Below are 20,337 nucleotides of genomic sequence, written 5' to 3' on the forward strand. Positions count from 1 at the left end.
ACTCAGACCTGCGTCTCCGGCGTGGTCACGTGCAGGTCCATGCCGTCGGTGACCCTGATCTGGCAGCACAGGCGCGAGGTGTCCTGCCGGTCGACGGCGGCGCCCCACAGCATCTCGTCCTCCACCTCCTCCATCGGCGGGAGCTTCGCGAAGTCGGCCTCGTCGACGAAGACGTGGCAGGTCGCGCAGGACAGCGACCCGCCGCACTCGGCGACGATCCCGGGGACCCCGTTGCGGACGGCGGTCTCCATCACGGAGTCGCCGACATTGGCCTCGACAGCGCGTGCCTCGCCGGCGGCGTCGGTGTAGGTGATCGTGGGCATCGGGTGCTCCTGGTCTCAGATGAACTGGCGGCCGCCGTCGACGACGACGGTCTGGCCGGTGACGAAGCCGGCGTCGGGGCCGGCGAGGAAGAGGGCGACGCCGACGATGTCGTCGGGCCGGCTGGCGCGGCGCAGGGCACCGCGGTCGACGCCGTACGACGCGGCGTCGTCCATCAGCCCGAGGCTGGCGTCGGTGAGGGTGAACCCGGGGGCGATCGCGTTGACGTTGATCGAGCGGCGGCCCAGCTCCTTGGCCATCACCCGGGTCAGGGCGATGACGCCCCCCTTCGAGGCGACGTAGTGCAGCCAGTTCTCCGATCCGCTGTAGACGGTGGCCGACGACAGGTTGACCACCCGCCCGCCCTGCGGCAGGTACGGGCTGCACGCGCGGACCATCAGCCACGGGCCCTTGAGATTGACGCCCATCACCAGGTCCCACTCGGCGGGGTCGATCTCCTCGAGCGGCGAGCGGGTGACCGTGCCGTAGATCGCGGCGTTGTTGACCAGGACGTCGATCCGGCCGTCCCCGAACTCCGCGACCGCCTCCGCGAGGGCTGCGGTCGAGGAGGCCGAGGTGACGTCGACCGGGCCGTGCCAGGCCTCGGCGCCCGCGCCGACGACGAGCTTCGCGGTCTCCGCGGCGCCGGCCTCGTCGATGTCGGCGACCGCCACCCGGTAGCCACGCGCGGCGAAGCCCAGGGCGAAGGCCCGGCCCAGACCGCCGGCGGCACCCGTGACGAGCACGGTGCGACCGCGGCCCTCGTCGCTCCTCGAGTCGGGCACGGCGTCAGTCCAGGATCTCGACGCGACCGGTGCCGCCGTCGACCCGGATCCGCTGGCCGGTCCGGATCGTCGTCGACGCGCTGCCGGTGCCGGTGACCGCCGGGAGGCCGTACTCGCGGCACACGATGGCGGCGTGGCTCATCATCCCGCCGATGTCGGTGACGGTCGCCTTGATCCTGCCGAAGATCGGGCCCCACGACGGAGCGGTGATGGTGGCGACGAGGATCTCGTCCTGCTCCACCTCGCCGAGCTGGTCGGCGCTGTGCACGACCCGCGCGATGCCCTCGACGACGCCGGGCGAGGCCGCCATGCCGGTGATGACGCCGTCGTCGCCCTCGTCGTCGCCGGCCAGCCACTGCTGCACCTGCTCGGTCGTGATGCCGTAGAGCATCATCGTGAACGGCTCGGTGATCTCGGCCGGCGGCGTGTTGAGCGCCGGCTGCGGGCGCTGGGTGGCGAGCGCCTCGAAGATCCTCCGGCGGCGCTCGATCTCGGCCGGCCAGTAGTGCGGACCGGTCGCCTCGGCGCCCACCGCCCAGCCGGTGACCAGGTCGAAGATCGCGTCGCGGACCTCGCCCCGGTTGAGGTAGAGCAGGTCGGACTCGTCGGCCCAGAAGCCGGCGGCGGCGAAGACCCGGCCGAGCTCGCGGACCTTGCGCCAGAAGACGCCCATGGTCCAGTGCTCGATGTAGAAGTTGTGGTTCTCGACGTACGGGTAGGCCGTCGCGGCCAGTCCTCGCTTGGCGTCGAAGGCCGCGAGCGCGTCGCCGTCGAGCAGGTCGCGGTACTCCGCGACGATCCGCTCCTTCTCCGCGGTCAGCTCCGCGACCGGCCGCATGATCTGCTGCCCCTCGTCGAGGCGGCGGATGTAGTCCTTGATGTAGCCGAGCGGGATCTCCTGGTGCTCGAGCCAGTACTTGTCGTGACCGTAGAAGCCGTTGCCGACGGTGAAGTTGAACCACGGGTCCTGCGCCGCCTCGTACGCCGCCAGCCACTCCGCGCCGCAGTCGCCGGCCCCGACGCGGGCGAGCGTGCCCGCCACGTCGTCGGTGTCGGCGAAGGCGGCCTGCAGACCCTTCTCGACGGCGAGCGTGGCGAGCCGCTTCAGCTCGTCGTCGGGGCGGAACAGCTCCATGTCGACGCCCTGGACCATCTTCGCGATCGCCTGGTCGGGGATGCCGGGGAAGGCCTCCTTGCAGAAGCCGAAGAAGTCGAGGTACGCCAGATAGCCGAGGTTGAGGAACTCGAAGTGGTACTGCCAGTTCTGGTAGCACAGCTGGATCAGCCGGTCGTAGTTCTCCATGAGGACCTCGGAGCCGTCCTTCGCGACACCGGCGACGATGTCGTCGAAGGGCACCATGTCGGGCAGCGGCTCGAAGCGCAGCGCCTCCATCTCGTCGATGGTGCCGCGGACCTTCACCCGCCAGGACTCGAGGAGCTCGTTCCAGTTCTGGAAGTAGTGGCCGGCGCGGCGCTCGAACTCCGGCACCCGCGCCGGGATCTGGTCCTCCGGGACCGGGACGGGCGACATGTAGAGGTAGCCGAGGTGGATCTTGAACTCGATGCCGTTGGCGGGCGGGATCAACAGGTGCCGGGTGTTGTACTGCCCCAGGCACTTCACGGCGAACTCGCCGCCGATGGTCTCGAACGGCTTGAAGACCGTCGGCCAGTGCTGGCTGTCGCAGAACCAGAACTTCTCGTCCTCGGCACCGCTGAGGTTCTGGAAGACCAGGTGGTAGGGGTAGAGCTTCTCCCAGCCCTCGGCGCCGTCGGGGACGGGCAGCTGGGAGGGCTTGGGGAAGGACTTCATCGCGGGGGCGGTGCCCGGGGTGGGGTCGGTGACGGTCATCAGGGGTTCCTTGGGGTCAGAGAGCTGGTGAGGCCGGACATGAAGCCGGTCATCCCGCCCGAGGCAGGGGTGGTGTTCGTGGGGGCCGCGGCGGTGGTGGCCGCGACCGAGTGGACGGTCTCGGGGCGCGCCTGGAGCAGCAGGAGGTTCTCCCCCGCCGGCAGGTCGCGGTCGAAGGCCCACTCGATGTCCTGCGGGCATCCGTAGTGCTTCTCGGCGCGCTTCGCGAGCTGCGCGACGGCGACGAGCTCGTCGTGGGCCAGGCAGAGCCGGTCGCGCCGGTCCGCCTCGACCTCACGCTCGACGAGCCGTCCCGTGGCGACGTCGGGGACCAGCTCGGCGTGCTTGTCGCCGCGGTGCTCGGCGACGACGCTGAGCATGACCTTGTCGAGCAGCAGGTTGTCGGGCGTCACCTGGCCGGAGACGACCATCTCCCCGACGCCGTAGGACGCGTCGATGGCGATCTTCGAGCGGTCGCCGGTCGTCGGGTTCAGCGTGATCGCCACGCCGGCGACGCGGGCGTTGACCATCTTCTGCACCGCGACGGCCATCGACAGGCCCTCGTCGGGGATGCCGTTCTTGAGCCGGTAGAGGATCGCCCGGCTGGTGTAGACCGACGCCCAGCAGCGGCGGACGTGGTCGCGGACCTCGTCCCAGCCGCGCAGCCACAGGTAGGTGTCCTGCTGGCCGGCGAAGCTGGCGTCGGGCAGGTCCTCGGCGGTCGCCGAGGACCTCACCGCGACCGGCACGTCCGCGCCGATCCGGGCGACCAGCTCGTCGTACGCGCCGTGGGTCGCCGCCCGGACGGCCTCGGGGACGGGGCAGTCCAACAGCAGCCCGCGGATCCGCGCCGACATCTCGTCGACGCGGACGATGTCGTCGGGGTCGAGCCCCGCGAGCAGCTCGTGGATCCGGTCGGCGATCCCGGAATCGCGCACGAAGGCGTCGTACGCCGCGGTGGTGACCGCGAAGCCCGGCGGGACGGGCATGCCCGCGGCGGTCATGGTGACCAGCGAGGCGCACTTGCCGCCGAGCAGGTCGTGCTCGGCAGGCTCGCCGGCGTCGAAGAACTGGACGTAGCGGTCGGTCATCGCCGCTCCTCCTCGGGGGACGCGCCCCACGTGACGGGGACCGCGACCGGCGCGCGGAAGGACAGGTTGTCGCCGAACCGGATGGCGTCGGCGTCGACGAGGCGCAGGTCCGGTGCGAGCCGGGCGATCTCCTCGAGGCAGACCTTGGCCTGCAGCTTCGCCAGCATGTTGCCGAGGCAGTAGTGGATGCCGAACCCGAAGGCGAGGTGCTCGCGGGCGTTGGCTCGGGTGACGTCGAAGGCGTCGGCGTCCGCGAAGCGGGTCTCGTCGCGGTTGGCCGAGCCCATCAGCAGGAGCAGCTCGCCGCCCGCCGGGATCTCGACGCCGCCGACGGTGGTGTCCCGCAGCGCCTTGCGCCGCCAGCCCACGATCGAGGGGCTGATCCGCAGCACCTCGTCGACCGCACCGGCGATCAGGCTCGGGTCGTCGACGACCCGCTGCCACTGGTCGGGGTGGGCCAGCAGCATCCGCACGGCGTTGGAGATCAGCGTCGTGGTGGTCTCGTGGCCGGCGAAGAGCAGGCTGTAGCAGATCGAGGCGATCTCGTGGTCGGTGATCGGGTCGCCCTCGGCCTGGGCGCGGACCAGGTCGCCGACGAGCGAGTCCCGCTCCTCGGCGTGGGCCTCGGCGACCAGCCGCCGGCACTCGGTCCAGTAGTCGACCAGGTTGTGCGCGTGCGGCACCTGCTCCTCGTCGGACAGGTCGCCCCAGGTCATCGCGGCCCGCGAGTCCGACCACTTCTTGAACAGGTCGACCTGGCCGGTGTCGGCGCCGATCAGGGTGAGGATGGTGACCGTCGGGACGTCGTAGGCGAGGTCGCGGACGATGTCGCCGACCCGGTCGGGGTGCTCGCGCATCGCCGTCAGCAGGTCGACGACGTGGGCGCGGATCGCCGGCTCCAGGGCCTTGTAGCGCCGCGGGGTGAACGCCTTCGCGGTCACCTTGCGGATCCGGGTGTGCTCGGGGGGCACCCGCGCCGACAGGCCGGAGTACGCCGTGAAGCCGCCCTCCTCCATGATCCGGCGGGCCTCGGGACCGCGCTCGCGCACCGGCGCCTGCGCGTTCTCGCTGCTGAAGGTCTCCCAGTCCTCGAAGACCGCCTTGACGTCCTCGTAGCGGCTGACGACCCAGTAGCCGACGCGCTCGTCGTACATGACCGGTGCCTCGGCGCGCAGGGCGGCATACGCCGGGAACGGGTCGTCCATCGCGAACGGCTGGTAGCCGTGGTGGTCGTCCGCGTCGCCGTGGGCGACGGGGCACCCGGCGGCCGGCCGGGAGTCGTGCGTGGTGGTCATCTCGCACCCTTCTGGGAGGTGGTGGACCGGGCGGGCCGCGTGGTGCCGGTCACAGGTCAACCTTGGCCCGCGGCAGGGCCGGTCACAATGGCCGACTTCCGGTGAACGGAAGTCGGTCGCGGCGGCGTGGCAGATCAGCGCGGGCCGGCGGCTCCGGGCCCTGCCCAACGGCTCACCGACGGGGCGATCCGCGCCGCGATCCCCCGCAGGGTGGGCAGGTGGCGGGGCATCTGGTCGGCCTGCGCGGAGTGCATGACGAGCCCGATCGACGCCGGGGCGCGGCCGTCGGGCGTGAGCACCGGCACCGCCACCGAGCAGCTCCCGACGCGCACCTCCTCGTAGGTCGTGGCGAACCCCCGCTCCCGGATGGCGGCGAGCTCCTCCAGCAGCCGCTGCGGGTGGACGTGGGTGCGCGTGGTGACGGCATCGAGCCGCTCGGCGACGTACGCCTCCTGCAGCCAGCGGTCCTCGTAGGCGAGCAGCACCTTGCCGACGGCGGTCGCGTGCAGCGGCAGCCGGCCGCCGACCCGGCTGGCGCGCGGGACCCGCTTGCTGCCGTAGATCCGGTCGATGTAGAGCGCCTCGTGACCTTCGCGGATCGCGAGGTGGGCGGTCTCCTGGGTGAGCGAGAAGAGGTCTTGGAGGTACGGGCGCGCGGCGTCGCGGATCTGGCGGCCGGCGTGCTGCGCGACCTCCCACAGGCGCAGCCCGACGACGTAGCGACCCTCGGGGGTGCGCTCCAGCGCACCCCAGGCGACGAGCTCACCGGCGAGCCGGTGCGCCGTCGGCAGCGGTACGTCGGCGTGGGCGGCGAGCTCGCTCAGCGACTGGGCGCTCGGGCCGGTCTCGAACGCGGCGAGCAGCGCGAGCACCTTGGAGGTGACGGTCCGCCCGGCGGCGCCACCGCGATCCTCGCCGCCCCCGTCGCCCGTCGCCACGGCCCGAGGCTACGCCAGCGCGACCCGCTCGGGCGCCGCGTCGATCGAGGCCACGGCGGCCAGTCCGAGCGCGAGGACCCGGCCGGGTTCGGTGAGCAGGTGGTCGTGCACCCGGCTCGCGATCAGCCGGTGCGCCTCGTCGCGGGTGAGGCCGAACCAGTTCATCACCGTGTCGACGCCGTGGGGGGTGAGCCGCCACAGCTTGTCGGCGTCCTTCATCAGGGCGTCGTCCAGCGAGATCGCCTCGCGCCGGCTGTCGTGGCCATCGACGATCGCGACGATCCGCTCGCTCCGGCCGGCGTCCCACCCGATGTCGGACAGCACCTCCCGCGCGATCCGCGCGCCCTCCCGCTCGTGCCGCAGCACGAGGTCCGGGCGACCGCCGCCGGGCGCGATCGCCTCGAGGATCTCCGGCTCCGGCACCTGCGACCAGCCGGTGTCGTGGAGCAGGATCGCCGGCAGCACCACGTCGGGGTCCGCCCCCGGCGTCAGGTCGAGCAGCGCGCGACCGAGGCCGTAGGCGTAGATCGTGTGCGCGTCGTTGTCACGGACCCGCAGATGGGGCACCGCGCGCTCCCAGATCGCGCGGTGCGCCTCGTCCAGCGCGTAGACGCCGCGCAGACCGGCCGCCGGCGGCAGGTGGACGGTGACGTCGCGGCCGAGGTCGTTGCGCGTCGGCGTGAGTTGCGGCAGCACGTCCGCAGCCAACCGTGCCCGCACCGGACGGCGCAAGGCGCCGCTTCCGGTGAGCGGAAGGCGGTCAGGAGGCCGCGTCGTGCGCCCGCAGGTAGGCCGTCAGCGGTCCCGGCAGCTGGGCCGGGCGATCGCCCCAGTCGTAGACGACCGCGGTCCGCGCGACCAGGTCGTGCAGCGCGCGATGGTCGCGGCGCAGCACGATGAGCAGCGCGCCGATGCCGAAGAAGGACGTGCTCAGCGGCAGGAGCAGGGTCCGCACCAGGCACGCTCCCGGGCCGACCGGACGCCCGTCGCGGGCCACGAGCTTGAGACCGACGACCGCCTTGCCGACGGTGCGCCCGCTCACGGCGGTGCTGGCGACGACGTACACCGCACCCCAGGTCAGCAGCGCGACCGTCGCGACGGCGCCGGTGCCCTCCTCGAGCGAGACGTCGAGCAGCGCCTGGAGGAGGAAGCCGAGGATGCCCACCCCGAGCGAGTAGGACCCCAGCACGACGCCCACGTCGAGAGCGACCGCCGCGGCCCGGCTCACCGGTCCGGCGTACTGGCCGGTGACCGTCGCGCGGCTCACGGCTCCCCCCGCTCGCCCACCAACAGCGCCGGGCCGAGCGGCGCCGGCCCCCGCCGGCGCAGCAGCCGGTCGACGAACCCGCCGACGACACGGTCGAGGCCGACCACCTGGCTGCGCGCGACGTCGAGGGTGCGCCCCGCGAGATCGCCCGTCGTCTCGGCGACGATGTCGGGGATGCCGGCCCGCTGGACGAGCGCCTCGACGTCGGCGCGCGCGAGCAGCCGGTCGACGTCGACCCGGTCCAGGAGGCGGTCGACATCGACCCGGTCGAGCAGGTGGTTGACGTCGACCCGGTCGAGCAGGTGGTTGACGTCGACCCGGTCGAGCAGCGCGTCGACGTCGACCTGCTCGAGGATCTCCTCGACCGGCATCGCGTCGACGACCTTGCCGGTGACGGCGCCGGCGACACGGCCGAGCAAACCGGGTTCTGGGGGCGTCATGCGGTCAGGATTCCATGCTCATGGCCCGAAAGCCGGCGGCGTCGCGCCGCCGTTGGCGCGAAGTTTCCGGGCTGTCGTTCTTCATCCCTGCCGCACCCTAGGGTTCCCTCATGAACTGGCTGGTTCCGACGTCGACCCTCGGCTGGATCGTCTTCGGCCTCGACATGGTGCTGCGACTCGCAGCGCTCGGGATCATCCCCGGCAACCGCAAGCCGTCGACCGGGATGGCCTGGCTGCTGCTGATCCTGATCGAGCCGATCATCGGGTTCTCGATCTTCCTGCTCTTCGGCCGGATCAGGCTGGGCACCCGCCGGATCAAGCGCCAGCGCACGGCGATCGCCGCCATCCGCGAGCGCAGCGAGCGGCTGCCCCTGGCGTTCGACACCGCGCGGCTGCCTCGCCCGGTGGCCGGGGTGACCACCCTGAACGAGCGCCTCGGCGCACTCCCGATCACGGGTGGCAACGAGGTCGAGCTGTGGTCCGACTACCGCGCGCTCATGGCGGAGATGGCGCGGGAGATCGACCGCGCACGCAGCCATGTGCACGTGCAGTTCTACATCACCGCCTGGGACGACGTCACCGACCCGGTCTTCCAGGCACTGATCCGCGCCACCGAGCGTGGCGTCGACGTGCGCCTGCTCTTCGACCACATCGGCTCGCGGCGGATCCCCGGCTACCGGTCGATGGTCAGGCGGCTGCGCGGCACGTCCATCGCGTGGCACCCGATGCTGCCGATCAAGCCGCTCCGGGGCCGGTTCCGCCGCCCGGACCTGCGCAACCACCGCAAGATCCTGGTCGTCGACGGCAGTGTCGGCTTCACCGGGTCGCTGAACCTCACCGAGCCCTGCTACAACAAGCCCGCCAACCAGCGGCTCGGACGCGAGTGGGTCGAGCTGATGGTGCGCCTGGAGGGTCCGGTCGTCGGAGCCCTCAACGCCGTGTTCGCCTCCGACTGGTACGTGGAGACCGGGCAGGTGGTCGACCTCGTCGCCGTCCATGGCGAGCCCGACCGGCGCCCCGAGGAGGTCTTCGACGTCCCGTGTCAGGTGGTGCCGAGCGGGCCCGGCCTCGTGGCGGAGAACAACCTGCGGATGTTCACCACGCTGCTCTACGCCGCGACGGAGCGGATCTCGCTCACCTCGCCGTACTTCGTGCCGGACGAGTCGCTCCTCTACGCCGTCACCACCGCCGCCGAGCGCGGGATCGACGTCGAGCTGTTCGTGAGCGAGGTGTCCGACCAGTTCCTCGTCGGGCATGCGCAGGCGTCGTACTACAAGGCACTGCTCGAGGCCGGCGTGCGGATCTACCAGTACCCGGCGCCGTACATCCTCCACTCGAAGCACTTCACCATCGACGACCACGTCGCCGTGGTGGGCTCCAGCAACATGGACATGCGCTCGTTCGCCCTCAACTACGAGGTGTCGCTGATGATGCCGGACCCCGCCGTGGTCGCGAAGATGCGCCGCATCGAGGACGCCTACCGCTCCCTGTCGAAGGAGCTGACGCTCGCGGCGTGGAGCGAGCGCTCCCCCGGCGCGAAGTACGTCGACAACGTCGCCCGGCTGACCGCCGCGCTGCAGTGAGGACGGCCGGTCCCGGCCCGATGGCCCGAACGGACCAGCGGTCGGCGCCGATGGGCCGGACCTTCGGCCGCCCTGTTGCCCCGGCGCGCCGCTGCCCCGATCCTCGAAGGACACAAGGACTTCGGTCCCGAGTTCCGGGGAGGACCCATGAGCGCACTCGAGGCGACCATCGTCGAGCCTGACCCGCGTCGACCGGAGGCCGAATCCCGCCTCCCGGTGGACCTCGGGGAGGTCATGCTGGAGATCGCCGCCTCCGAGCGCGCCCTCGACACCCTGCTGGTGCGCGCCTCCCGCCTGCACGAGAGCGGCATCCAGCACGCCGCGGGCTCCTGCCTCCTCTGCTTCTCGCAGCGCTGAGGTTTGCGGTCACCTGGGGTGTAACTACCTGTTCATGCTGCCACCTGACCCGTAGACCGGTCAGGTGGAGGCGAGGACAGGTAGTTACAGCCCACGCCAGGGCGTATCCCCGGCCCCGTTCCGGGCACTACCGGAGCATGTACATCGGACTCGGCATCATCCTGCTCGTCCTGGGCCTGATCCTCGCGCTCGACGTCATCACGGTGGACATCGACTACGTCAACGACGACCTGTTGGGCACCATCCTCATCGTCGCCGGTGCGCTGGCGATCGTCCTCTCCCTCGTGGTCGCGCCACCGTGGCGCCGCGAGCGCACGGTCCGCCACTACGACGACCGCCCCTACGACGACCGCCCCTGAGGGTGCACCCTGGAGCATGGCCTCCGAACTGACCCCCTATCTCCATGTCCGCGACGCCCGCGCGGCGATCGCGTGGTACGTCGACACGCTCGGCGCGCAGATCGTCGCCGACCCCATCGAGATGCCCGACGGCCGGCTGGGTCATGTCGAGCTCGCCGTCGGCGGCGCCCGCTGGATGATGTCGGACGAGTTCCCGGAGCTGCATGCCGAGGCGCCCCGCGGCGACCGCGGCCTCCCGGTCACGTTGCACCTCACGGTGCCCGACGCCGACGGGCTCTGCGCGCGGGTCGTCGCCGCGGGGACCTCCCTCGACCGCGGCCCCGAGGACGCGCCCCCGGCCGGGCGGGTCGCCTCCTTCCGCGATCCGTTCGGGCAACGCTGGTTCCTCAACCAGCCCTGAGGCACCGCGACGACAGGTCTCGGACAGTAGGTGGCTGGGCCCATGGTCATCGTGACGATGACGGCAGTGGCGTCGCTGGTCAGGGTCGAGGGACTCGAGCAGGGCGGCGAGAGCGTGGGCGTAGGCGCGGTGGTGGGGCACCCGTTCCCCGACTGGGTGATCGGTTGGGCGATGGGAATCGTCGCTGCCGTCGCGGCGGGGGTCTGGGCGGCGCCGGCGGAGTCTGTTCGTCGCGCACGGACATGTACAACGGCTGCGCGTGAGCGACCCGGTCCAGCGCGTCGCGGACCACGCGGTCAGCGACCGAGCGAGGTCAGATAGAGGTCGCCGAGCCGACCGGCCCCGAGGATGGCACTCCACGCTCCCACCACGAGGAACGGGCCGAACGGCAGTGCCGTCCGCCGCCCGGCCCGCCCGGCCGCCATCAGCAGCACCCCGGCCACGGCGCCCAGGACGAACCCGAGGAAGGCGCCGACCAGGAAGGTGCCCCATGTCAGGTACGCCGTCATCGCGCCCACCAGGCCGGAGAGCTTGACGTCGCCGAACCCCATCCCGCCGGGTGCGACGTACCAGACGACGAGGAAGAAGAGACCGAGCAGCACCGCCCCGGTCGCGGCCCGCGACAGCGCCCGACCGTCCCCGCCGACCGCCAGCAACAGGGCGAGGGCCGGGTACGACGGAAGCACGATCGCGTCCGGCAGCCGGTGCACGTCGAGGTCGATCAGGGCGAGCGCGACGGCCACCGCGGCGAAGGTGAGATACGCCGGGAGCAGCCGCAGGCCCTCCGGGTCGGCGCCGAAGCGCACCGCCACGAGCACGAACGCCAGCCCGGTGCCGGCCTCGACCAGCGGGTAGCGCGCGCTGATCGGCGCCTCGCAGTCGAAGCACCTCCCCCGCAGCACCAGCCAGCCCAGCACCGGGACGTTGTGGCGGGCGCGGATCGGATGGGCGCAGCGCGGGCAGGCCGACGGCGGCCGCGCGACGGACCGCCCTGCCGGCACCCGCTGCGCCACGACGTTGAGGAACGACCCGACCGCCAGCCCGAGGAGGCCGGCGAGCGCCGGTACGGCGACGGCGAGGAAGGCGTGCTCGCTCAGCGCTGGTGGCTCCAGCTCATGACCGTCACCTCGCGGTCGCCCGTGGTGGTCGCGTCGCCGTCGACGTCCCAGATCTGGGCGCGGACCTTGAGGGCGAGCCGGCCGCTGGCGTCACAGGTGGGCGCATCGGGACAGAGATGGACGTCGAACTGGACGATGGTCCCGTTCAGCCCGAGGCCCGGCGAGTTGTCGGGCAGCTCGATGAGCGCTCCGTCCTCCTTGTACGCGCCGTTGAGGTTCGCCTGGATCGAGCGGGCGATCACCCCCCACCGGAACACCTGGTGGTCGGTGTTCGCCACCTCGAGGTCGATGCGCCCCTGCGGCAGGAAGGTCGTGCCCTGGAGGTAGACCTCGGACTTCTTGTGGGTGTCGAGCTGGAAGCAGCCGCTCGCGCCGATCGTGGTGACGCAGTTGGTCGGGATCGCCGAGGTGCCCCGGAGCCGGGGGACGTAGTACTCCAGCTCCAGGCGGACGAGGTCGACCTCGGCGACGCGTGGGGAGCCCGCGGACCCGGTCGGGAGCGTCGCGGCGTACTCGACCGTCGCGCCCGTGTAGCCGTGGTCGTGCACGCCCTTGGCGAAGCGGCTCCACTGGGCCGCCGACAGCGCCGTCTTGAGGTCCACGGTCTCGTCGGTGAGGCTCGCGGGGCGGCCGAGCACGACCGGGTCGAGGGCAGGCGCCCCGGCGGCCGCCGGCACGATGCGGAGGGTGGCCGCGTTGGTGGCCGTCCCGCCGTTGCGATGGCGCACGATCGCGCGTGCCTGGGTCAGGACCGCGCCCCTCGGCACCGCCTGGGACGGCGGGAACCCCGTCATGGTGAGCGTCCGCGTCTGCGCGCCCCCGGTGGAGGTGGTCCGGCTCCACACCGCGGAGCCGTTGCCCGCGTCCTGCAAGGCAGCCCGCGTCCCGCCCACGAAGGTGCCGTGGCTGCCGGGGGCGGTCACGGCGGCGTCCGCGGTCGTGGTCGACCCGTTCGTGCTGCCCGTCAGCTGCGTGAGCGTGGGGTTGCCGCCGAAGTCCGCGTCCGTCGCGCGCGGTCCGTAGACCACCATGGGCGGCTGGTCGGCCCGGTAGTCCGCGCACAGCTCCACGAGCGAGTCCGACCCGACGTTGATCCGGCTGTCGCCGCCGAGGACGAACTGCACCCCCTGCGCGGTCACGTCCTCGATCGGGTTCTGGCAGGCGCCCGGCACCGGCGTGCTGTTGTCGAGGGTCAGTCCGGGCTTGAGCGCGCCGCCGATCACCTTGCGCCCTTCGATCAGCCACTCGTTGTCGGTGTCGCCGGCGATCCCGGCCTCGAACAGCGGGTCGCCGTTGTCGTCGTTGTGGAAGTCGAAGTAGTAGGTCCCTGGCTTGAACCACAGCGGCTTGTTGCAGCTGTTGAGCGCCTCCAGCGCGGCGGCGTCGTCGTAGTAGCCGGGCGCGAACGCGACGAAGGCTCCCGTGCAGGCGGGCACGGGCTGCCAGGAGACCTCGGCGATCGAGGAGATGTCCGCGTCGTACTTGGCCACGTCGAACAGGCCGGCGTCGACGCCGCCGTCGGTCGCGCAGGTGTAGCCGACACTGACCGCGACGTTGGTGCAGCTGCCGTTCCTGGACCGCACGTCGGCGTCATCGACCTGGATGTCCTTGTTGGCGTTGATCGTCGAGTTCGACCGGATGCCGCCGCGGACCTTGAGCACCTTGTTGAAGTTGTAGAGCCCGTCCTCGCCGCCGCTGCCCAGGGTGATGATCGCGTCGCCCGGGCTGTTGGCGTCGGACACGACGCGCACGGTGCCCTGCTCGCCGGTGGCCTTCTCGGGCCGGCAGTGGACGTACGCCGAGGCAGGGGCGTCGCCGCTCGACTTCCCGGCCGGGAAGAAGCTGCTGAGCACGAGGTCGTCGTCGGCCGAGGTGATGTCGTCGTCGTCGGTGACGTCGTCGCCGAAGCAGCTGTCGCCGACGGCGTTGGTGAAGACCCAGTCGGGGGGAACGTCGTTGCCGGCCTGGTCGTCGGAGGTGTCCCAGAATCCCGTGCGCAGGTCGTTGAGGACGATCTGGGCCGCCCCGTCCGCGGCGTACGACGACGCGGCGACGTTGCGCAGGGCGACCGTGGCCCGCAGACTGCCGTCCCCCCGGGTCAGCACCAGTCCGGTCACCAGCGCGACCACGGTGACGATGATCAGCGCGATGATCAGCACCGCTCCCTCGTCACCGCGTCGACGACGCACCCGCCAGCACCTCATGACTGTCTCCGCTCGCCAGCGATGGTCTGGTCCTCGATGTCGGTCGCGCCGTGGCCCTCGGGGTCGCGCACGCCGAGGGTCAGGCTGATCCGGGTCGGCACCGCCCCCGTGTCGTCGTCACAGCCACTCACACCGCCGGAGCACTCCGGCATCACCGCGGTCAGGTGCTCGGCCACCACGAGCTCACTCGGCGCGGTCCCACAGCGGACCCGGACCAGCTCCAGGTCGCCCGCGGTGCCGCGCGTCCCGTAGGTCACCTTGACCTCCACGACGCCCGCGGGGTCGTCGGACTCCAGGTCCGGGTCGACGTACTGGCTCCAGGCGAGGGTGATCACCTCGTCCAGGGCGGCCGCGGCGGGACACGGTCCGACGTTGACCGAGCGCACCAGCGGGAAGGCGTGGTCGTCGTCGTCGTAGGTCGTGCTGCGCACGCCGACACTCGACACGTCCCGCTGCCAGTACGCCGTGACGAACTGCAGCTCCAGCGACTCCGTCATCCGCGACTGCGTGTCGACGGTGTGCTTGAGATAGCTGATCACGATGCCGACCAGAGCCGACGAGATGACGCCCAGGATGGCCACCGTGGTGAGGACCTCGATCAGCGTGAACCCGCGGTCGTCGTCGCGCCGCGGGGCACGGTCGGGACCCGCACGCCCTAGCATCCGGGGTCGCCGCCGCTCGCGCACGGGTCACGCAGGATCACGACCAGCTCCTCGGACACCCGTCCGTCGGTCGTCTCCATGGTGAAGCGGATCCGCTGGACGCCGTCGTCCGCGTCGCAGCCGAGCTCGGTGCCGTCCCCGGCCAGTGGCACCACGCTGTCGTAGCCCGGGACGTACGGGTCGCCCGGGTCGTCCTCGTAGCCGACCGTGCCGGGTGCGTAGTCGACGCCCCCGGCGCAGGGGTCGTAGTTGCCCGCGGCCACGTAGTCCTGGACGGCCTCGGCGTAGTTGCGGACGTTCGCTCCCCCGACGCTCTGCTTGCGATGCATGTCCGAGGTGCGGATGGTCGTCTCGATGCCGGCCAGGATCGCCACGCCGGCGATGCTGAGGATCGACAGGGCGACCAGCACCTCGACCAGGGTCGCCCCATGGTCCGACCCGAGGTCGCGGGGACGCCGGGCCGGAGCCATCAGATCTCCACCTGCTGGAAGATGCCGTACATCGCCGACACCAGGGCGACGGCGACGAAGCCGACGATGCCGCCCATCACGATGATCACGATCGGCTCGAAGAGCGCGGTCAGCTTGTTGATCTTGTAGTCCAGCTCGTCCTCGTAGTACTCGGCCGTGACCTCGAGCTGGGTGTCCATCGAGCCGGTCTCCTCGCCGACGCGGAGCATCGCGGTCGCCGTCCCCGGGAAGAGCCGCGTGCGCGCGAGGGGCCCGGCCAGCCCCTGGCCCTCCAGCATCTGCTCGGTGACGCCGTTGAGGCGCTTGACGAACACGCGGTTGCGCAGGGAGTCGGTGGCGACCCGGATCGCCTCGGGCAGGTTCACGCCGGCGGCGACCATCGACGCCATCACCCGGCAGAACCGCTCGACCAGTGCGTACTGGATGGTCTCGCCCAGCACCGGCACCTTCATCAGGAACGCGTGCCAGGCGTACTTCCCCCGCTCGAAGCGCTGTGAGACGAGGAACGCCAGCGTCGCCGCGGCCAGGCCTCCGGCGATCGCCCACCACCAGTTGCCGAGGAAGCGCGTGGTCCCGAGCAGGATCCGCGTCGGCAGCGGCAGCTCCGCATCCAGACTGACGAAGAAGTCCTCGAACTTCGGCAGTACGTAGACGGCGAGAACCAGCACGGTGACGACGGACATCGCCGCGACGGCGATCGGGTACATCAGCGCCGACTTGATCTTGCGGCGGGCCTCGATGTCCCGCTCCAGGTAGACCGCGAGGCGCGACAGGACGGTGTCGAGCTCGCCGGTGAGCTCGGCGGAGCGCACGATGCCGCGGTAGAACTCGGGGAACACCTTCGGGTAGCGCTCCAGCGTCTCGGAGAACCGCTCGCCCACGCGCAGGCCGTCCTCGATGTCGTGCATCATCCGGCGTACCGACGAGTTCTCGCTCTCGGCACCGATCGAGTGGACCGCGTCGAGGATCGGCAGTCCGGCGCGCAGGAAGGCCGCGATCTGCCGGGAGAGGTGCATGACCTCTTCCTTCTTGATCCGCGGCCCGGAGATCTCGTACTGGAGGATGCTGCGCTTCTCGGTGACCCGCAGGTCGCGCAGGTCCCGCTGGTAGAGCGCGACCTCCGCGTCGCCGCGACTCGGCGCCTTCTGCGTGCCCGTGACCCGCCTGCCCTCCAGGTCGACTCCGGCGAACGCGTACTTCGGCATCTCACACCCCCGCGACGTAGATCGAGCGCATGACCTCGGCGGCCGTGGTCGTGCCGTCGCCGACCAGGCGGACCGCCTGCTCCTGGAGAGTGCGCATCCCCTGGCTCCGGGCGAGCTTGCGCATCTGGTCGTGCGGCGCCCGGTCGACGATCAGCTCGCGCACCTCGTCGGTCACCACGAGCATCTCGTAGACGCCGATCCGCTCCAGATAGCCGGTGTGCGCGCAGAAGTGGCACCCCGTGCCGTGCTGCCAGCCGCCGATCGGCTCCGCGCCGCCGAACTGCTGGACGAAGGCCAGCTCGTCCGGCGCGGGTCGGTACGGCGCGAGGCAGGACGTGCAGCTGCGGCGGACCAGGCGCTGGGCGACGACCGCGGTCACCGACGACGCGATGAGGAACGCCTCGATGCCCATGTCGAGCAGGCGGTAGAGCGCGGAGACGGCCTCCGTGGCGTGGAGCGACGACAGCACGAAGTGCCCGGTCAGCGCCGACTGGACGGCGATCCGGGCGGTGTCCACGTCCCGGATCTCGCCGACGAGGATCACGTCGGGGTCCTGGCGCAGGATGGACTTCAGGCCCCCGGCGAAGGTGATGCCGGCCTGCTCGTTGATCTGGATCTGGTTGATCGAGTCGAAGGTGTACTCGACCGGGTCCTCGATCGTCATCAGGTTCTTCTCGGGGCTGTTGAGCTCGCCGAGGGACGCGTAGAGCGTCGTGGTCTTGCCGCCACCGGTGGGGCCGGCGCAGATGACCATCCCGAACGGCGAGTGGATCAGCCGCGTGTAGCGGGCGGCCGTGTCGGGGGGCATGCCCAGCTGCTCGAGCGCGAAGAGCGGGCGGCTCTTGTCGAGGACCCGCATCACGAGCTTCTCCCCTCCGACGACCGCCGTGGTCGACACCCGGATGTCGACCTCGCGGCCGTCGACCACCATGGAGATCTGGCCGTCCTGAGGACGGCGTCGCTCGACGATGTTCATGCCGCCGAGGATCTTCACGCGGCTGACGATCGCGGGACCGATCGACGCCGGCAGGTCCAGCACCTCGCTCAGCGCGCCGTCGATGCGGAAGCGCACGCGGACCCGCTCCCCCGTCGGCTCGACGTGGATGTCGGACGCCCGGTCGCGCAGCGCCTGCGTGATGACCGCGTGCACCACCCGGACGACGGGCGCCTCCTCGTTGACGGTGACGTCGTCGAGTCCCGCCGCCTCCCTGCGCAGCACGTCGCGCGCCTCGAACGCCTGGACCTGTCCGCCGACGTCCTGGGTGGCTCGGTAGGAGCGGGCGAGGCCGCGGTCCAGGTCCCGCCGCGTGGCGACCAGGGGGCGGACCGGTCGGCCGAGCACGGCGACCAGCGCCTCCGTCCGCTCCGGGGCGGGGTCGAGCACGGCGACGACCACCCCGTCGTCCTCCAGGACGATCGGCAGCGCGTCGAGCGTGACCGCCTGGTCCCGGGTGAGCAGAGCGACCGCGTCGGCGGCAGGCGTCAGGTCGCGGAAGTCGGCGAGGCCGACGCCGTGGTGGTCGGCGAGCGTGCGCGCGAGCTCCTCGTCGGTGATGGCCCCGCTGGCCACCAGTCGCTGCGCAAGGTCCGCGCCGTCGTCGTCCTCCCTGCCGTCGAGGGCGTCCAGCTGGTAGGGCTGGACCCGCCCCGCGGCCACCAGGATGCGGCCGAGCCGCGCGTCGTCCTCGTCGCCGCGCGGGACGGCGACGGGCGCCTCGACCTTGGTGTGCTTGCCCCTCACCCTCATGGGACCGACCCGCCCTACTGCCGCGCGCCCGCGGCCGCGGCGTACCGCGGGCGGGCGTCGATGTCCTTGGGATAGAGGCTGCGCGCGGCCGCCTCCTCCTCGGTGACGATGCCGTGCCGGATCAGGTGCGAGAGCGACTGCTCCAAGGTGAGCATGCCGTCCTGAGCACCCGTGACGAGGGAGTTGCGCAGCTGGTGGGTCTTGCCCTCCTTGATCAGGTTGCGCACGGCCGGCGTCGCGACGAGCACCTCGTAGGCCGCGACCATGCCGCCGCCCACCCGTGGTACCAACCGCTGGTAGACGACACACGACAGCGCTGCCGCGAGCTGGACCCGGATCTGGGCCTGCTGCTCGGCAGGGAAGACATCGATCATCCGGCCGAGCGACTGGGCGGTGTCGTTGGTGTGCAGGGTCGCGAAGACCAGGTGCCCGGTCTCGGCGACCGTGAGTGCGAACTGGATCGACTCGAGGTCGCGCATCTCCCCGACGAGCAGCACGTCCGGGTCCTCGCGCAGCACCGAGCGGAGCGCGTCGGCGAAGGTCGCGGTGTCGGTGCCGACCTCGCGCTGGTTGACCGCGGCACGTTTGTGGTCGTGCACGTACTCGATCGGGTCCTCGACGGTGATGATGTGGCAGCCCCGGTTGCTGTTGATCAGGTCGACGAGCGATGCGAGGGTGGTCGACTTGCCGGACCCGGTCGGCCCGGTCATCAGGATCAGCCCCTGGTGTCGCATCGACAGCTCCCGCAGGACGGGAGGCAGGGCGAGGTCGTCGGGTGTCGGCACGGTGCGCGGGATCATCCGCAGGGCGACGGCCGTCAGCCCCCGCTGGGTGAACGCGTTGCCGCGGATCCGCGCATGCTCGCGCCAGGAGAACGAGAAGTCGTACTCGTGGCGCGACTCCCAGGCGCCGCGCTGCTCGGGCGTCAGCACCTCGGACAGCAGCGCGTCGGTGTCGTCGGCGGCGAGCGCCGGCTGACCGGGGACCGGTGCCAAGGTGCCGTCGACCCGGATCATCGGCGGCAGTCCGGCGGTCAGCATGAGGTCGGTGCCGTGGGCGTCCCAGAGGATGCCCAGGAGCCGGTCGACGCGGTCGCCGATGCGCTGCGGGTGGTGGTGCACGAAACCCCCTCGGTGGTGGAGCCGGCGACGTGGGAGGGCCGACGTCGGAACGACGGCCGCCCCCGCGCCGATCGGACGTCAGCAGGCCGCTGCGGCGTCCTCGTCTGCCGCGTTCAAGGCCTCCGGCGGGGTTCCGCCGATCTTGGTGACGTACTCGTTCGGAGCCTCCTTCAGGAAGCCGGGCACGAGTGCGGCGATATTCGCTGGCTCGGCACCGTTGTTCTCGGCGACATAGGCCTCGATCGCGGTGTTGACGATCCGGTACTCCGTCTTGCAGGCGGCTTGCTCGCTGTTGTTCGTGATGCCCCGCACGGAGAACACGACGATGGCGGCGAGGACGCCGAGGATGATGATGACGATCAACAGCTCGATGAGCGTGAAGCCGCGGTCGTCGCGGCGCGCCTCGGTGAGGCGGTCAGTGATTCGGCGCATGCCAAAGCCTCCGGAAGGAGAAGGGGTGATGGAAGGTGAGGAGCAGCCCCCGAGCGCTGTGTCTAGGAAACGCCCGCCCGGACCCCGCGTCACGACAATCCGGTTTTCTTTACCGGGGCGGCCGAAACACCCCAAATATTGGGGAATTCTCGCCAATCGCCCCCTCGCGGAGGTCGACTATGTGCTGGGACCCGGGACGCCCACCTCGGCGGCCGGCGGCCGGCTCACGCGCCGGGGCGCGCCTCCCGGACCCAGGCGCCGAGGACCACGGTGGTCCGGGTGCCGGCCACCCGCGGGTCCTTGCGGAAGGCGGTGACGACCCGGTGCAGCTGCTGGACGTCGTCCACCAGGAGCCGCACGATCAGGTCGTGGTCGCCGGCCACGGAGAGGATCTCGACGACCGCGTCGATGCCCCGGAGCCAGGCGACGAAGTCCTCTGGGTCGTCGGCGACCAGCTTCACCTCGACGTGGGCCTCGACCCGCGGCCGGGTCGCGCGAGGGTCGAGCAGCACCGTGTAGCCGCGGATGATCCCTGATCGCTCCAGCCGGTCGATGCGTCGCTTGACGGGCGCGAGGGACAGGTTCACGCGCGCGGCGATGTCGGTGACGGTACGCCGGGCGTCCTCGCGCAGGAGGTCGAGGATCGCCAGGTCGATCTGGTCCAGGTGTGCCTGGTTGCTGTCGCTCACCATC

22 protein-coding genes are annotated in these 20,337 nt (G+C 71.4%); 4 read left to right on the forward strand and 18 right to left on the reverse strand.

The features are described 5' to 3' along the window. Positions 1-2 precede the first annotated feature (2 nt). From ACPZVR_RS05605 to ACPZVR_RS05645, 9 genes are all read right to left on the reverse strand, one after another. Entirely contained in the window at positions 3-323 is a 321-nt protein-coding gene (locus ACPZVR_RS05605; RefSeq protein ID WP_436698585.1) for a 2Fe-2S iron-sulfur cluster-binding protein, read from the reverse strand. A 15-nt stretch (positions 324-338) separates the two neighbouring features. Beyond that, positions 339-1,106, reverse strand: coding sequence for an SDR family NAD(P)-dependent oxidoreductase (locus ACPZVR_RS05610; protein ID WP_436698586.1), 768 nt, complete (start codon positions 1,104-1,106; stop codon positions 339-341). 4 nt (positions 1,107-1,110) lie between these two features. After that, positions 1,111-2,955 (reverse strand): PEP-utilizing enzyme, encoded by a 1,845-nt coding sequence (locus ACPZVR_RS05615; RefSeq protein WP_436698587.1) that lies wholly within the window; start codon positions 2,953-2,955, stop codon positions 1,111-1,113. After that, positions 2,955-4,046 (reverse strand): PEP/pyruvate-binding domain-containing protein, encoded by a 1,092-nt coding sequence (locus tag ACPZVR_RS05620; protein WP_436698588.1) that lies wholly within the window; start codon positions 4,044-4,046, stop codon positions 2,955-2,957. Before ACPZVR_RS05620 ends, ACPZVR_RS05615 begins: the two co-directional genes overlap by 1 nt. Beyond that, the gene (locus tag ACPZVR_RS05625; RefSeq protein ID WP_436698589.1) at positions 4,043-5,341 is read right to left on the reverse strand and encodes a cytochrome P450; all 1,299 of its coding nucleotides are present in this window, start codon (positions 5,339-5,341) and stop codon (positions 4,043-4,045) included. The genes ACPZVR_RS05620 and ACPZVR_RS05625 overlap by 4 nt, the downstream gene beginning before the upstream one ends. A gap of 134 nt (positions 5,342-5,475) precedes the next feature. Beyond that, a complete protein-coding gene (locus ACPZVR_RS05630) occupies positions 5,476-6,279 on the reverse strand; it encodes an IclR family transcriptional regulator (protein WP_436698590.1) in 804 nt (267 codons plus the stop codon). 9 nt (positions 6,280-6,288) lie between these two features. Beyond that, the gene (locus ACPZVR_RS05635; RefSeq protein WP_436698591.1) at positions 6,289-6,975 is read right to left on the reverse strand and encodes an HD domain-containing protein; all 687 of its coding nucleotides are present in this window, start codon (positions 6,973-6,975) and stop codon (positions 6,289-6,291) included. 64 nt (positions 6,976-7,039) lie between these two features. Next, the gene (locus tag ACPZVR_RS05640; RefSeq protein ID WP_436698592.1) at positions 7,040-7,546 is read right to left on the reverse strand and encodes an RDD family protein; all 507 of its coding nucleotides are present in this window, start codon (positions 7,544-7,546) and stop codon (positions 7,040-7,042) included. After that, positions 7,543-7,986: a hypothetical protein gene (locus tag ACPZVR_RS05645; protein ID WP_436698593.1), complete on the reverse strand. Its 444-nt coding sequence runs from the start codon at positions 7,984-7,986 to the stop codon at positions 7,543-7,545. Before ACPZVR_RS05645 ends, ACPZVR_RS05640 begins: the two co-directional genes overlap by 4 nt. A gap of 110 nt (positions 7,987-8,096) precedes the next feature. Here ACPZVR_RS05645 and cls point away from each other — a divergent pair, with 110 nt between their 5' ends. From cls to ACPZVR_RS05665, 4 genes are all read left to right on the forward strand, one after another. Continuing rightward, the gene (gene cls / locus ACPZVR_RS05650; protein ID WP_436698594.1) at positions 8,097-9,569 is read left to right on the forward strand and encodes a cardiolipin synthase; all 1,473 of its coding nucleotides are present in this window, start codon (positions 8,097-8,099) and stop codon (positions 9,567-9,569) included. Between the two features lie 147 nt (positions 9,570-9,716). Beyond that, entirely contained in the window at positions 9,717-9,926 is a 210-nt protein-coding gene (locus ACPZVR_RS05655; RefSeq protein WP_436698595.1) for a hypothetical protein, read from the forward strand. Between the two features lie 137 nt (positions 9,927-10,063). Then, positions 10,064-10,285: a DUF6458 family protein gene (locus ACPZVR_RS05660; RefSeq protein WP_436698596.1), complete on the forward strand. Its 222-nt coding sequence runs from the start codon at positions 10,064-10,066 to the stop codon at positions 10,283-10,285. Between the two features lie 16 nt (positions 10,286-10,301). Further along, the gene (locus ACPZVR_RS05665) at positions 10,302-10,685 is read left to right on the forward strand and encodes a VOC family protein (protein WP_436698597.1); all 384 of its coding nucleotides are present in this window, start codon (positions 10,302-10,304) and stop codon (positions 10,683-10,685) included. 296 nt (positions 10,686-10,981) lie between these two features. Here ACPZVR_RS05665 and ACPZVR_RS05670 read toward each other — a convergent pair whose 3' ends face one another. From ACPZVR_RS05670 to ACPZVR_RS05710, 9 genes are all read right to left on the reverse strand, one after another. Then, positions 10,982-11,797 carry a prepilin peptidase gene (locus tag ACPZVR_RS05670; protein ID WP_436698736.1) on the reverse strand — a complete coding sequence of 272 codons (816 nt, stop codon included), beginning with the start codon at positions 11,795-11,797 and terminating at the stop codon, positions 10,982-10,984. Further along, positions 11,779-13,992: a hypothetical protein gene (locus tag ACPZVR_RS05675; RefSeq protein ID WP_436698598.1), complete on the reverse strand. Its 2,214-nt coding sequence runs from the start codon at positions 13,990-13,992 to the stop codon at positions 11,779-11,781. Before ACPZVR_RS05675 ends, ACPZVR_RS05670 begins: the two co-directional genes overlap by 19 nt. 11 nt (positions 13,993-14,003) lie before the next feature. Next, positions 14,004-14,669, reverse strand: coding sequence for a PulJ/GspJ family protein (locus ACPZVR_RS05680; protein ID WP_436698599.1), 666 nt, complete (start codon positions 14,667-14,669; stop codon positions 14,004-14,006). Beyond that, entirely contained in the window at positions 14,663-15,139 is a 477-nt protein-coding gene (locus ACPZVR_RS05685) for a type II secretion system protein (protein ID WP_436698600.1), read from the reverse strand. The genes ACPZVR_RS05680 and ACPZVR_RS05685 overlap by 7 nt, the downstream gene beginning before the upstream one ends. Beyond that, positions 15,139-16,344 carry a type II secretion system F family protein gene (locus tag ACPZVR_RS05690; RefSeq protein ID WP_436698601.1) on the reverse strand — a complete coding sequence of 402 codons (1,206 nt, stop codon included), beginning with the start codon at positions 16,342-16,344 and terminating at the stop codon, positions 15,139-15,141. The genes ACPZVR_RS05685 and ACPZVR_RS05690 overlap by 1 nt, the downstream gene beginning before the upstream one ends. Before the next feature lies 1 nt (position 16,345). After that, positions 16,346-18,091: a GspE/PulE family protein gene (locus ACPZVR_RS05695; RefSeq protein ID WP_436698602.1), complete on the reverse strand. Its 1,746-nt coding sequence runs from the start codon at positions 18,089-18,091 to the stop codon at positions 16,346-16,348. 14 nt (positions 18,092-18,105) lie between these two features. Then, positions 18,106-19,212, reverse strand: a complete 1,107-nt coding sequence (locus tag ACPZVR_RS05700; protein WP_436698603.1) for a type IV pilus twitching motility protein PilT — start codon at positions 19,210-19,212, stop codon at positions 18,106-18,108. A gap of 78 nt (positions 19,213-19,290) precedes the next feature. Then, complete coding sequence (locus ACPZVR_RS05705) at positions 19,291-19,644, reverse strand: prepilin-type N-terminal cleavage/methylation domain-containing protein (protein WP_436698604.1); 354 nt, start codon at positions 19,642-19,644, stop codon at positions 19,291-19,293. A gap of 224 nt (positions 19,645-19,868) precedes the next feature. Next, positions 19,869-20,336 (reverse strand): Lrp/AsnC family transcriptional regulator, encoded by a 468-nt coding sequence (locus ACPZVR_RS05710; protein ID WP_436698605.1) that lies wholly within the window; start codon positions 20,334-20,336, stop codon positions 19,869-19,871. Position 20,337 lies beyond the last annotated feature (1 nt).

It is taken from the genome of Nocardioides segetis (genome assembly GCF_051390595.1).
In the GTDB taxonomy this organism is placed as follows: domain Bacteria; phylum Actinomycetota; class Actinomycetes; order Propionibacteriales; family Nocardioidaceae; genus Nocardioides.

Excerpts from the sequence above, each read along its gene's own strand:
- ACPZVR_RS05605 (WP_436698585.1), bottom strand. The coding sequence starts at position 323 with ATGCCCACGATCACCTACACCGACGCCGCCGGCGAGGCACGCGCTGTC.
- ACPZVR_RS05615 (WP_436698587.1), bottom strand. The coding sequence starts at position 2,955 with ATGACCGTCACCGACCCCACCCCGGGCACCGCCCCCGCGATGAAGTCC.
- ACPZVR_RS05620 (WP_436698588.1), bottom strand. The coding sequence starts at position 4,046 with ATGACCGACCGCTACGTCCAGTTCTTCGACGCCGGCGAGCCTGCCGAG.
- ACPZVR_RS05625 (WP_436698589.1), bottom strand. The coding sequence starts at position 5,341 with ATGACCACCACGCACGACTCCCGGCCGGCCGCCGGGTGCCCCGTCGCC.
- ACPZVR_RS05645 (WP_436698593.1), bottom strand. The coding sequence starts at position 7,986 with ATGACGCCCCCAGAACCCGGTTTGCTCGGCCGTGTCGCCGGCGCCGTC.
- cls (WP_436698594.1), top strand. The coding sequence starts at position 8,097 with ATGAACTGGCTGGTTCCGACGTCGACCCTCGGCTGGATCGTCTTCGGC.
- ACPZVR_RS05655 (WP_436698595.1), top strand. The coding sequence starts at position 9,717 with ATGAGCGCACTCGAGGCGACCATCGTCGAGCCTGACCCGCGTCGACCG.
- ACPZVR_RS05660 (WP_436698596.1), top strand. The coding sequence starts at position 10,064 with ATGTACATCGGACTCGGCATCATCCTGCTCGTCCTGGGCCTGATCCTC.
- ACPZVR_RS05665 (WP_436698597.1), top strand. The coding sequence starts at position 10,302 with ATGGCCTCCGAACTGACCCCCTATCTCCATGTCCGCGACGCCCGCGCG.
- ACPZVR_RS05680 (WP_436698599.1), bottom strand. The coding sequence starts at position 14,669 with ATGCTAGGGCGTGCGGGTCCCGACCGTGCCCCGCGGCGCGACGACGAC.
- ACPZVR_RS05685 (WP_436698600.1), bottom strand. The coding sequence starts at position 15,139 with ATGGCTCCGGCCCGGCGTCCCCGCGACCTCGGGTCGGACCATGGGGCG.
- ACPZVR_RS05690 (WP_436698601.1), bottom strand. The coding sequence starts at position 16,344 with ATGCCGAAGTACGCGTTCGCCGGAGTCGACCTGGAGGGCAGGCGGGTC.
- ACPZVR_RS05695 (WP_436698602.1), bottom strand. The coding sequence starts at position 18,091 with ATGAGGGTGAGGGGCAAGCACACCAAGGTCGAGGCGCCCGTCGCCGTC.
- ACPZVR_RS05705 (WP_436698604.1), bottom strand. The coding sequence starts at position 19,644 with ATGCGCCGAATCACTGACCGCCTCACCGAGGCGCGCCGCGACGACCGC.
- ACPZVR_RS05710 (WP_436698605.1), bottom strand. The coding sequence starts at position 20,336 with ATGGTGAGCGACAGCAACCAGGCACACCTGGACCAGATCGACCTGGCG.